7 protein-coding genes and 1 pseudogene are annotated in these 12,328 nt (G+C 68.3%); 1 reads left to right on the forward strand and 7 read right to left on the reverse strand.

Annotated features, from left to right (window positions below):
* Nucleotides 1-6: 6 nt before the first annotated feature.
* From treY to glgA, 5 genes are read right to left on the reverse strand one after another with little or no spacing between them, the layout of a single operon-like run.
* The gene (gene treY / locus AC1DR7_RS03985; RefSeq protein ID WP_478052626.1) at nucleotides 7-2,556 is read right to left on the reverse strand and encodes a malto-oligosyltrehalose synthase; all 2,550 of its coding nucleotides are present in this window, start codon (nucleotides 2,554-2,556) and stop codon (nucleotides 7-9) included.
* 1 nt (nucleotide 2,557) lies between these two features.
* Nucleotides 2,558-4,459: a 4-alpha-glucanotransferase gene (gene malQ / locus AC1DR7_RS03990; protein ID WP_457320674.1), complete on the reverse strand. Its 1,902-nt coding sequence runs from the start codon at nucleotides 4,457-4,459 to the stop codon at nucleotides 2,558-2,560.
* On the reverse strand, nucleotides 4,456-6,195 hold the full coding sequence (treZ, locus tag AC1DR7_RS03995) for a malto-oligosyltrehalose trehalohydrolase (RefSeq protein WP_478051436.1): 1,740 nt from the start codon (nucleotides 6,193-6,195) through the stop codon (nucleotides 4,456-4,458). The genes malQ and treZ overlap by 4 nt, the downstream gene beginning before the upstream one ends.
* Nucleotides 6,192-8,432, reverse strand: coding sequence for a 1,4-alpha-glucan branching protein GlgB (gene glgB / locus AC1DR7_RS04000; protein WP_478054453.1), 2,241 nt, complete (start codon nucleotides 8,430-8,432; stop codon nucleotides 6,192-6,194). The genes treZ and glgB overlap by 4 nt, the downstream gene beginning before the upstream one ends.
* A complete protein-coding gene (gene glgA, locus AC1DR7_RS04005; protein ID WP_457319118.1) occupies nucleotides 8,429-9,922 on the reverse strand; it encodes a glycogen synthase GlgA in 1,494 nt (497 codons plus the stop codon). The genes glgB and glgA overlap by 4 nt, the downstream gene beginning before the upstream one ends.
* A gap of 479 nt (nucleotides 9,923-10,401) precedes the next feature.
* Between glgA and AC1DR7_RS04010 the strand changes: the two are divergent.
* A pseudogene (locus tag AC1DR7_RS04010) lies at nucleotides 10,402-10,704 on the forward strand (MFS transporter); the annotation flags it as partial.
* A gap of 119 nt (nucleotides 10,705-10,823) precedes the next feature.
* Here the strand turns inward: AC1DR7_RS04010 and AC1DR7_RS04015 are convergent.
* Together AC1DR7_RS04015 and AC1DR7_RS04020 are read right to left on the reverse strand one after the other, a co-directional pair.
* A complete protein-coding gene (locus tag AC1DR7_RS04015) occupies nucleotides 10,824-11,198 on the reverse strand; it encodes a response regulator (protein WP_457319113.1) in 375 nt (124 codons plus the stop codon).
* Nucleotides 11,195-12,208: a sensor histidine kinase gene (locus AC1DR7_RS04020; RefSeq protein WP_457319114.1), complete on the reverse strand. Its 1,014-nt coding sequence runs from the start codon at nucleotides 12,206-12,208 to the stop codon at nucleotides 11,195-11,197. Before AC1DR7_RS04020 ends, AC1DR7_RS04015 begins: the two co-directional genes overlap by 4 nt.
* Between the last annotated feature and the right edge of the window lie 120 nt (nucleotides 12,209-12,328).

The raw sequence follows: 12,328 nt of genomic DNA on the forward strand, positions 1-12,328 counted from the left end.
CCGGCTTCATTGGTGGATCAACACGGTCACGGGGCTGTCCGCAGACAGCACCCGCAGGGGAATGCCAACGGCTTGAATATCTACAGACAGGCCGGTGAGTACGTTGCGATAACGGCCAGGCGGGACGTTCACGCGCGCCCCGCCCCAGAAACGCCCCGGCAGCGCGGCGCTCGCCTGCGCCGCCGGGCCGGCGGTGGTATCGATGGCCACCACCAGCACCACGCGTTGCTGCGCGTGCGTGCGGCTCAGCGCCAGCACGCGATCGGGCGCGGTGGTATCCAGCGGTTGGTAATCGCCGTGCGCAAACAACGCCGGCATCGCGCGCCGCAACTGCAGCAGGTCGCGCAGCAGGCGCGTCTTTGCCGCGCCGTCGTGCCACGCCACCAGCAGCTGCGACCACGCCCGGGTGTCATCCAGTCCGTGATGGCGTGCCGGGTAATCCACCGGCCGGCGGTTATCCGGGTCCACCAGCGACAGGTCCCACGTTTCGGTGCCTTGGTACATATCCGGCACGCCAGGCACGGTCAGGCGCAGCGCGGTCTGGGCCAGGCTCAGGCGCGCACCGGCTGGCGCCAGCCGCGTCACCGCCGCACGCAGCGCGTGCCGCAGCGGCTGCGCACGGGATACAGACAGCAGGTCGTCGACGAGCCTGTCTGCGATCTGCTCGTAGGCGGCGTCGGGGTTGCGCCAACTGCTGCGCACGCCGGCTTCGCGCAACGCCTTGCGCTGCCATTGGCGGATGCGCGGGCTGAAGTCGTCCGGTAGCTGCTCGACCTGGGCCGGCCATGCCGACACCAGCGTCTGCCACAGCATCTGGCGATCGGCAGGATGCAGCGCGGCCACGCCGAGCGGCGCGGCGAGGCGGTCCAGGCGCCGTGCAGTGGTACCCCACCACGTCGGCCAGTGCGACAGCACCGCCAGCCGCATCCGCGCGTCTTCTCCGCGTTTATGGTCGTGGGTGGCCGTGGCCAGCAGCGCACGCCGATGCAACTGGCCGCGCTCGGCCGCCAGCGCGTGGAAGCTGTCCGGCGACAGCCCCAGCACCGACGGATGCGTGCCGACCTCGTTGCGCGAGAGCTGGGCGGCGTAGCGATAGAAGCTGCAGTCCTCCACCGCCTTGGCGTTGAGCGGCGCGCTCAGCAACTGGAACTGCTGGCGCAGCCGCAGGCACCGTGCCGGCAGCGCGTGCGAGCCCATCGGCGCAGGTGCTTCAAGCATCCAGCGCAGGATCTGCTCGATGACCACTGTCACGGCAGGGTCGGCGCCGGCGCAGGCATCGCGTGCTGCGCGCTGCCACCAGACCCGGTCCAATGCGGCCGGTGCCGCGCCGGTCAGGTAACTGCGGTACACCGGGAAATGCGCCAGCAACCGGGCCACCGCCGCGGCCAGCAGGGGCCTGCCGAAATCAGCCGCCTGGCCGCCGGCTTCGTCGGCGACCTCGGCCAGCAACGCGGCCAGTGCCTCGAACTCGGCGTGCAGCCCGTTATCCAGCACCTCACCGCGCGCCTGCAGCTCGACCTGCTCGACACTGCGCCCGTCTCCCGTCGCCTGTCGCCACTGCTGTGCCAGCACCGCGCCACCGGCGCTGTCATGCATCAATCCGCCCACCTGGTCCATGAGGTCATAGCCGGTGGTGCCATCACAGGGCCAATCCGGTGGCAGCCGCTCATCGGGGCCGAGGATTTTTTCCACCCACAGCCCAAGCGTGCCGGGGGCCAGGTTGCGTGCCGCGCCGGCCACATCCAGCGCATCACGCAGGCGTCGCAGATAGGCGGCAGGATCACGCAGGCCATCCACATGGTCCACGCGCACCCCGTCGATCACGCCGTCGGCGGCCAACCGCAGCGGCAATGCATGCACCGCATCGAAGACCTCGGCGCGCTCCATCTGCAGCGCCGCCAACGCCGTGAGGGTGAAGAACCGGCGGTAATTGACCTGCGCGTCGCCACTGCGCCACCACGCCAGCCGATAGGCCTGGCCGGCGAGCAATGCGGTGAGCGGTCCGGCTGCCATGCCCGGCACGGCATCGGCGTGGGTTTCCGGCGCCAAAGGATAACGGGCATCGCCGAGCGACAGCCAGGCGGTGCCCGCCGCATCGCGTTCCACCTGGATCCCCCCTTCTGCCACCGCCGTGGCCAGCGGGCGATCCAGTACCGGCAGCCACAGCTTGCCGCCGCGGCCAGGCGCCTGCCAGTCGATGTCGAACCACGCCGCATACCGGCTGCGCTGGCCGTTGGCGAGCACATCGGCCCAGAACGGATTGTCCGGGTGTGCGGCCACGTGGTTGGGCACGATATCCATGATGAGCCCCATGCCGTGCGCGCGCGCCTGCCCGGCCAGGCGTACCAGCCCGGCTTCGCCGCCCAGTGCCGGATTGACCGTGGTCGGATCGAGCGCGTCATACCCGTGGGTCGAACCGGGCACCGCCCGGGTGATCGGCGACAGATACAGATGGCTGATGCCCAGCGCCGCGTAGTAGGCCACCTGCGCGCGCGCCGCCTCGAAATCGAAACCGGCATGCAGCTGCAGCCGTGCGGTTGCGCGGAACGGCACCATCTCAGGGTTCACTGCCGCGCGCCGCCGCGAACCGACGCAACGTAGCGTGCAGCGTACGCCGCGGCAATGGCTGCGGCAGGCGATGCCGCCAATTGGGATACACCGCCACGGTGCCGGGCAGGTTCACCTGCTCGCGCAGGTCCAGCGCATCTTCCACGGGAAGCAGCGCCAGCGGCGCAGGACCGGCGGCCACGAACGCAATGGCCGCATCGTGCAACGCTTCCGGGCACGTCGCATCGGCGCCCACCGCGGCGGCCAGCTGCGCCGCTTCCTGGCGACGTTGCTGCATGGCCTGCGCGACGGTCGCTGCGCTGTCGTTGCCCAGCTGCGCGCGCACGGCGATGTCTTCGCCACGCTGCCACCCGGCCAGGGTGGGTAGATCGTGCGTGCCCGTGGTGGCCACCGCCATCTTCCGCCACAGGTTGGGCGGCAGGAATTCACCATCGCTGGCGCGCGAGAACGCCAGCACATCCATCCCGAGCACGCCGCGCTCGGCCAGCCGCTGACGGATGCCCTCAGGCACCACGCCGAGGTCTTCGCCGATGACGATGCAGCGGTGCCGCCACGATTCCAGTGCCAGCAGGTTCAGCAGGTCGTCCAGCGGATAGCGCAGATATGCACCCGCTTCCGACCCTGCGCCGTGCGGCACCACCCACAGCCGTTGCAGGCCAAGGATGTGATCGATGCGCACGCCACCGCGATCACGCATGACCGCGCGCAGCAGGTCGATGAATGGCGCAAACCCGGTGCGCCGCAGCCCATCGCCGGAATAGCTGCTCACGCCCCATACCTGGCCGTGCGGCGCGAACGCATCCGGCGGCGCCCCGAGCACCAGCCCGCGCAGCGCGGTATCGCCAGCGGCAGCCGCCTCGGCGCCGTCCGGTACGAAGCCGACCGCCAAATCGGCGATCAGCCCCAGCGCCATGCCGCTTGCGCGGGCGCGCTGCTGCACCTGGGCCCAGCTTCGGGTCGACAACCACTGCGCGAATTCCTGCAGCGCCGGGTCCGGCTGGCCCAGCGCGGCGGCGTTGAACGCGGCAAACCGGGCGAGCGATGTTCCGCCCTCCTGTCGATGGCGATCCAGGTCCTCACGCACCTTCTCGGGCGCGGCGTCCAGCCACTGGTGCCAGTGCGCCAATCGCGCCCACTTGTACGCAGCCGCCCCCGCCCAGTCGATCAACCCGTCGGGCGTCGGCATCGGCGCCTGCAGTGCGTCGTCGTCATCGGCGACCCAGGGAGGCGGCGCGGTGTAGACCGGTTCGAGAAAGCGGCGGTCGCTCGGCGAGTACGGGCTGTACAGCGCTTCGATCCGGCCGGCCGCGTGCAGCGGGCTGAGCGTCAGCGCGTCACCGCCGGCCGCGCGGATCCGCCGGCACCACGCCGCCGCGCCCGCACTGTCGCCAATCCCGGCGTCACCGGGCGAGCGGCCCGCATACACCTGCAGCGTGCCGCCCCATCGGCGCGGGGTTTCCGTGCCGGTCGCATCGGCCACGCTGAAGCACTGGGCCGGCGCAACGGCGACGGCATGTTCGCCGCCACCGATGCGCAGCGTCCAGTAGCCGGGCCGCCGCGGGCAACGCCAGCCACCTGCCGCATCCTGGCTGGCGGCCTCGGTAAGTCCCTCCTCATCGCACCACTGCCCCTGCCCTGCATCGGCCGGACCGATCACGAGCGTGGCGCCGACCTGTGCGGTATGCAGCTTCGGCTGCGCCCGCTCGGTCAGGCAGCGCTGCTGGCTCTCCATCCGCTGTGCGGGGGTGGCGGCCGGCCATTCCAGCGCTCCGAGCACCGCCAGCAGCGTGGTCTGGTCGACCCGACGCGCCGTGCCGTGCACGTCATGCCAGTCCACGATCAACCCGACCGTGGCAGCCAGGTCCGTCAGCGCTACCGATGGCGCGGTCATAGCGGCACCCAGCGCACCAGCATCGCGTCCGGCGCCAACGTGTCGTCGGCATCCACGTCACCCAGCTGCAGCACGGTTTGTCCGGCCGGCAAGGTGGCGGCCACCGCCGTGCCGCCAAGGTTGAAGGCCAGCCACCACTCGCCGCCGGGCAGTGCCCATCCCGCGGCGATGGCTTGATCGGCCAGTACCGTGGCCCCCAGGCTGCGCGCCTGCGCCGCGCCCTCGGCCAGATACCGGTGCCGCAACGCCAGGGACGCCTTGAAGTCGGCCAGCCAGGGGTTGTGCGCAAGCGCGTCCGGCGACGGCATCGGACAACGCGAGGCCAGGAACGTCTCCAGCGCGTTCGGATCGGGAATCGCCTCGCGCGATGCGGGCTCGGTGAATGCCTTGAGCTGGCTGAACTCGGTTCGCCGCCCCTGGCGCACGGCCTCATCCAGTGGTGGCTCGAAATCGGTGAAGAACAGGAACGGCTCGCGCGCGCCCCACGGCTCGCCCATGAAGAACAGCGGCACCATCGGGGTCAACGCGGTCAGCGCGTGCGCGATCCGCAAGCGTGCCGGGGCCACCGAACCCTGCAAGCGATCGCCGAAGGCGCGGTTGCCGATCTGGTCATGGTTCTGCGCGAACACCACGAAATGATCCGGCGACAACCCTGCGCTGGGTTCGCCGCGGCGGTTGCCATGCCGGTTCACTTCGCCCTGCCAGGCAAACCCTTCGGACAGCACCCGGGCAAATCGTGCCCCCGGTGCGCTGGCATAGTCGGCGTAGTAGCTCTCGGTCTCGCCGGTCAACAGCACGTGCAACGCATTGTGGAAATCGTCGTTCCACTGCGCGGTATAGCCCTCGCCCAGCAATGAGGCGGCATTGTTTTCGTTCTCCACCACCAGGTCCACCGCATGCGCCGGGCCATCGGCGTGGATGGCCTCGCGCAGCGTCACCAGGAACGTCTGCGGATGGATCGCGTGTACCGCATCCAGGCGAAGGCCGTCGAAGCGGTATTCGCGCAGCCACATCAGCGCGTTGTCGATGAAGTAGCGCTGCACCCACGGCTGGCGGAAATCGATGGCCGCGCCCCACGGCGTGCGAACATCCTCGCGGAAAAACTGCGGCGCGTAGCTGGCCAGCTGGTTGCCTTCCGGACCGAAGTGATTGAACACCACGTCCAGCAGCACCATCAACCCCAATCCGTGGGCGGCATCGACCAGCGCCTTCAGCTCGTCGGGCGTGCCATACACCGAGGCCGGGGCGTATGGCAGCACGCCGTCATAACCCCAGTTGCGCGACCCGGGGAACGTGGCCAGCGGCATCAACTGCAGCGCGGTGATGCCCATCGCCGCCAACGCCGGAAGCTCAGCCTGAAGCGCCGAATAGCCGCCCACCGCGCCCAGGTGCACTTCGTAAAGCACCGCTTCGGACCACGGCCGCCCTGCCCCGCCGGTGGTCTGCCAGACGTAGGCGTCTTCATCGGGGATGGCGCTGGCGCCCTTGAGGCCCTCCGGCTGCCAGCGCGAGGCCGGATCGGGCACGCTGAGCGCACCATCGATCCGGAAGCGATAGCGCGCACCGGGCGCGGCGTCGCAGACGACGGCATGGCACCCGTCTTCTTCCGAAACCATGGCCATTACCTCGCCCTCCAGCAGCAGTTCCACGCGGTGCGCTGCCGGCGCCCACAGCCGGAAGCAGTACCCACCTTCCGCCTGCCGCTGCGCGCCCAGTTGCCGCCGCGCAGGCGTCACTCCATCACCTGAAGGTAGACCGTGGACAAAGGCGGCAAGGTCAGCTCGATGGATTGCGCGTGGCCGTGCATGGCAATGGGCCGGGCGTCCACCTGTCCACGATTGCCCGCGTCGCTGCCACCGTAGAAGTGGCTGTCGCTGTTGAATACCTCACGCCAACGACCGGCACGCGGCACTCCCACGCGGTATCCATGTCGCGCCACCGGGGTGAAATTGCTCACCGCCAGCAACGCACCGCCATGGCCTTGCACGTCGTGGCGGATGAAGGCCAGCACGCTGTTGACGTGATCGTCGCCCACGCTCCACTCGAAGCCGTCCTCGGTGCGGTTGCCATGCCGCAGTGCAGGAATATCACGCAGCAGCCGGTTGAGGTCGCCGATCAGGCGCGCCACCCCGGCGTGTTCGGGTTGCGCGGCCAGCGCCCAGTCCAGCTCGGCATCGTGGTTCCACTCGGTGGCCTGGGCGAACTCGCCGCCCATGAACAGCAGTTTGCTGCCCGGGTGGGCCCACATGAAGCCGTAATAGGCGCGCAGGTTGGCCAACTGCTGCCAGCGGTCGCCGGGCATCTTGCCCAGCAACGAGCCCTTGCCGTGCACCACTTCGTCATGCGACAGCGGCAACACGAACTGCTCGGAGAAGGCGTACATCGCGCTGAAGGTCATCTCGCTGTGGTGGTGCGAGCGATGGATCGGGTCGCGCTGCAGATAGCTGAGTGTGTCGTGCATCCAGCCCATGTTCCATTTGTGCGAGAACCCCAGCCCGCCCTCGGCGGCCGGCGCGGTCACGCCCGGCCACGCGGTGGACTCCTCGGCGATCACCACCACGCCCGGATAAGTCGTGGCGATGGCGGTATTGAGCGCACGCAGGAAGTCGATCGCTTCCAGGTTCTCGCGGCCACCGTGCGCGTTTGGAATCCACTGCCCGTCGGCGCGGCTGTAGTCGCGATACAGCATCGAGGCCACCGCATCCACGCGCAGCCCATCGATATGGAAGCGGTCGATCCACTCCAGTGCACTGCCGATCAGGAACCCGGACACCTCGCTGCGCCCGTAGTTATAGATCAACGTGTCCCAGTCCGGGTGCAGGCCCTCGCGCGGATCTTCGTGTTCGTAGAGGCCAGTGCCGTCGAAGCGCTGCATGCCGTGCGCATCGGACGGGAAATGCGCGCCCACCCAGTCCACGATCACGCCCAGGCCCTGCTGGTGGCAGCGGTCCACGAAACGCGCGAACCCTTCCGGGTCACCATGCCGCGCGGTCGGCGCATACAGCCCCAACGGTTGATAGCCCCAGGAGCCGCCAAACGGATGCTCGCTTACCGGCAGCAGCTCGACGTAGCTGAAGCCAAGCTGCTGGATATACGGAATCAGCGCATCGGCCAACTGGTCCCAATCAAGCACGCTGCCGTCCGGGCCGCGTCGCCAGGAACCGGCGTGGAATTCATAGATGGAGATCGCACCGTCCGCGTTGGCCGCGCGCGCGTTCATCCAGTCCCGGTCCTGCCAGGCATGCTCCGCATCGGCGCCCACCACCGAGGCGGTGCCCGGCAGCGGCTCGCACTGCCGCGCCATCGGATCGGCCTTGTCGGTGAGGTGCGAGCCATCGGCAGCGATGATTTCGAACTTGTAGCGTGCACCGGCGACCACGCGCGGCACGAAGATTTCCCAGACGCCGGCTTCATGGCGGAACCGCATCGGATGGCGTCGGCCGTCCCAGCTGTTGAACTCGCCCACCACCGCTACCCGACGCGCGTTCGGCGCCCACACCGTAAAGCGCACGCCGTGTACGCCCTGGTCGGTGGCACGTTGCGCGCCCAGGCCGGTACGGATGCTGTGCGGGTCGCCAGCGGGGATGCCCGCCAGCAGTGCCGCATCCAGCTGCGGCCCAAAACCGAAGACATCTTCGATCTCCTGCGTCGATGTACCCCAGTCCACCCGCAGCAAGGCCACCGCAGCGCTTTCGCATGCGGATTCGAACAGGCCTTCGCCCAGCGCCGCCATCGGCTGCCAGCGCCCGCCCGCGTCGCGCCGTTGCACGGCCAGCGCACCGGGAAACAGCACGCGCAGCCGCCAACGGCCCTGCGCGTCCTGGTGCGGGCCCAGCAGCGCGAACGGATCGCCCGGCTGTCCCGCCGCCAGCGCGGCCAGACCAGGCGACAAGGGCTCGTCAACCGACGAGGACGTCGGTACACCCTCCGAACCTTGCGGCATCGGGGCCTGCACCTCGCACGACACCGTCATGCGCGCGCCTCGGCGGTGCGCTGGTACAGGTCGATGTAATGCGTGCCGGCAACCTCCCAGCCGCTGGGGCGCAGCATCGCCGCGCGCCGCATTGCGGCCATCAGCCGCGGCTGGCGGAAGGTGCGGAAGGCACGCTGCACGCAGCGGCGCAACATGTCCGCCTCCGGCCCGTTGAACAGGAAGCCGGTCACGCCGTCGTCCACCGTATCGATCAGCCCGCCGGTGGCGTGCGCGATGGGCAGGCAACCAAAGCGCTGTGCATACATCTGGCTCAACCCGCACGGCTCGAACCGTGAGGGCATCAGCAGGAAATCGGCGCCGGCAAACATGCGCCGGGCCAGGGTTTCATCGAAGCCGATGTAGGCCGACACGCTGCCCGGGAAGCGCCGCGCCAATGCGCGCACCTGCTCCTCGATCTCCGGCTCGCCGCCGCCGATGATCACCAGCTGGCCGCCGGCCGCCACGATCTGCGGCGCCACATCGCAGGTCAGGTCGAGGCCCTTCTGGTGCACCAGTCGCGACACCACCGCAAACAACGGCCCGCGGCTTTCCGGCAACCCGAAGGCGCGGCGCACGTGGCGGGCGTTATGGTCGCGGCCTTCAAAGCTGCGCACGTCGAAGTGCGCCGGCAGGTGGCGGTCGGTGCTCGGGTCCCAGCTGGCGTCGATGCCGTTGACGATCCCGCTCAGGTGACCCAGCGCCGCGCGCCGCGACAGCAACCGGTCCAGCCCGCAGCCCTCGGCCGGGGCGGTGATCTGCGCCGCGTAACTGATGCTCACCGTGTTGACCTGGTCGGCGTGCACGATGCCGCCGCGCAGGAACGACAACTGCCCATGGAATTCCAGCGCCACGCGCTGCACCTCGTCGATGCCCAGATCGGCCGCCAGCGCGCTCGGGAACAAACCCTGGTAGGCCAGGTTGTGGATGGTCAGCAGGCACGACGCCGTGCTGCCCGACCAACGTACGTAGGCCGCTGCCAGCGCGCACGGCCAATCATTCAGATGCAGCAGGTCCGGCTGCCATTCCATGCCCACCTCGCCCGAGGCGATCATCGCCGCCGCACGTGACAACGTGGCAAAACGAATGGCGTTGTCCGCCCAGGGTTGGCCGGCGTTGTCCACGTACGGCGATCCTTCCCGTTCGTACAGCTCCGGGCAGATCAGCACATACACAGGCAAGCCATCCTCGAGCACCGTCTGTGCGATCACGCACGCCGGCAACGCCGCATGCGCTTCGGTCTGCCCCACCACCTCGATGGGCCCGGTGCGCGCAAGCACCTCGCTGTAGCCGGGAATCAGCACGCGCATGTCGGCGCGGTCGCGCAGGGCGCGTGGCAATGCTGCGGCCACATCGCCGAGTCCGCCGGCCTTCACGAAATCGGCCATCTCCGACACCACGAACAGCACGCGGCGCACCGTGTCTGTCGCAAGATTGGAGAAACCTGACAGGCCAACCGGCATCGCGGCTTGCCTATGTCGTCGCACGCGGATGACATCACTCTGGGATACGGCTTCTGCGCTGGCAGCGGAAGACGCAAGGGGAAGAAGGCGCGTAGGCATGGGGGACTCGCTGGCAGAGAAACACGACGCAGCAGACTCCACCTCGAACCGGAATGGCCGGCGCAAGCAATCGTCAGGAGCGCACTACGAAGATGGGGGAACCCCAGCCATTACTTGGGGCGTGAATTGAATCTACACCCCGGCTCAATCAATGCCCCGTGAACCTGGCACGACAGTTGCGTGAACCCACATGCTAAAAACGCATGTGCTTATCAAGCTACCTAGTTGCAGCTGCCTCATGGGGAAGAATAAATCATTAAGAATTCCTTCTTCATCGTGCCCGCCGCGAACGCCACAAGTCGTCAATTGCTGGAGTCCAGCGCTGATTTCGACGCGCAGGACGCCCAGAGCCCATGGGAAACAGCAAGACCTACGACGAGTAAGCCGCGACAACCGGCTGTTGTTGCGGCGCTCTGCCGGGCACCACCCCTCACGTCGTGCAACTCACGCTCAGCCTGTGCATGGTCCTGCTCGGCGCAGGTCAACTGCTGTTTGGCGCGCTGGCAGACCGCATTGGTCGGCGCCCGATAGCGATGGGCGGCGGCACGATGTTCGTCATTGCCTCCCTCGCTCTTGCCGCGTCCAATGGCCCCGGCATGTTCCTCATGTTCCGTGTCTTCCAGGCACTGGGCGCGTCGGCGGCATTGGTTGCCACCTTCGCCACCGTGCGCGACGTCTACGCCGAGCGCCCGGAAGGAACGACGATGCCTGGCCGCTGGTGGGCTACTCGACCGGGACGGGGGTGCTCGTGTCGCTGGCGCTGGCCCGCACGCGCGACGAGCCGGGCGACGCACGCTGATCGCGGTCGGCTTATGCAGACATGGACACGACCCTACATCGCGTCAGGCTGCTGTCCGGCGTTCGGCTGCATCGTCGCCAGGGCGCCCTGCAGATCGCGCATGCGGAACGGCTTCTGCAGACCGTAACGATGGCGGAACTTCTCTGCGATCGCGGCCTGCCCGTAGCCGGTAATGAAAATATACGGCACGCCCTGGGCATCCAGCGCCTCGGCCACCGGGTAGGACGCGCTGCCCGCCAGATTGACGTCCAGCACGGCCAGGTCCACACCCCCGGCCCTCACCACCTCGAGCGCGGCATCCACATTGGCCACCGACGCGGCCACTTCGTAGCCCAGCGCCTCCAGGCAGTCCTCGAGCACCATCGCCACCAGCGATTCGTCTTCGACGACCAGCACGCGCGCGGTCACAGGGTCACCTCCGCCACGGTAGCCGGTAGCGGCATCGACACGCGGAACGCCACGCCGGCCGGGTCGAAGGCCAGTTCGACGTCGCCATCCAGATCGCGCTTCAATCCACGCTCGAGCAGGCGGGAGCCGAAGCCCTTGCGCGCCGGCGGGGACACCGGCGGTCCGCCACTCTCCTGCCACACAAGTTCAAGCAGATCCCCGCCATCGGCATCCACGCTGCGTACCCAGGCGATGCGCACCTTCCCCTGCGGCGAGGAGAGCGCGCCATATTTGACCGCGTTGGTGCACAACTCGTGCAGCGCCATCGACAGCGCCAGTGCGCGGCGCGGGTCGACCCGGCATGACCGCCCTTCCAGCACGAAGCGGCCGCTCGCATCGGGCTCGCACAACGCTGAGACATCGCGCGCCAACTCCAGGATGTCGGCACTTTGCCAGTTCTCGCGTGTCAGGGTGTCATGCGCGGTGGACAGTGCCAGCAGGCGCGAATCGATCTTCTCGTGCGCGTCCTCCAGGCTGACGGCGTTGTTGAACGACTGGCGGGTCAGCGACTGCACCATCACCAGCGAATTCTTCACCCGGTGGTTGAGCTCGTTGATCAGCAGTTCCAGGTGCTGCTCATGTTCCTTGCGCTCGGTAACATCGCGGGTGCTGCCGGCAATGGCTTCCACCTTTCCATCCAGCCCGAATACGGGGGTGAAGATGTATTCGTAGATGCGCGTGCCCTTGGTCTGGTGCGGGAACGGCACTTCGCCCCGGATGGGCTGGCCAGTGGCGACCACCCGGTCTATTTCCTCGTCGTGCATCGCCGCGTGCCACGGCTCATACCCCAGCTCAAGGCAGGTTCTGCCCGTGGCATCTTCCCAGCGCATGCCCCACATCGTCAGCAGGGCGTCGTTGGCGTAGATGAAACGGTGCTGGGCATCGAACACGTACAGAAGGTCCGGGGTGGCCTGAAGCAGGGCCTCGTAGATGCGCCATCGGGCGGCGTCTTGTTCCTTCTGGGCTGGCACGTCTGTAGATCCTGGGGCAGAGGCAGACGATAGTTCTGGCAGCGTGAACGCCGGATCATGAGTGGATGCCGCGCCGCCGCCCCGTCAACCCCGACGCGACGGCGCTAGAATCTGGCCCGT

The sequence above is a fragment of the Stenotrophomonas sp. P5_A9 genome (assembly GCF_056400525.1).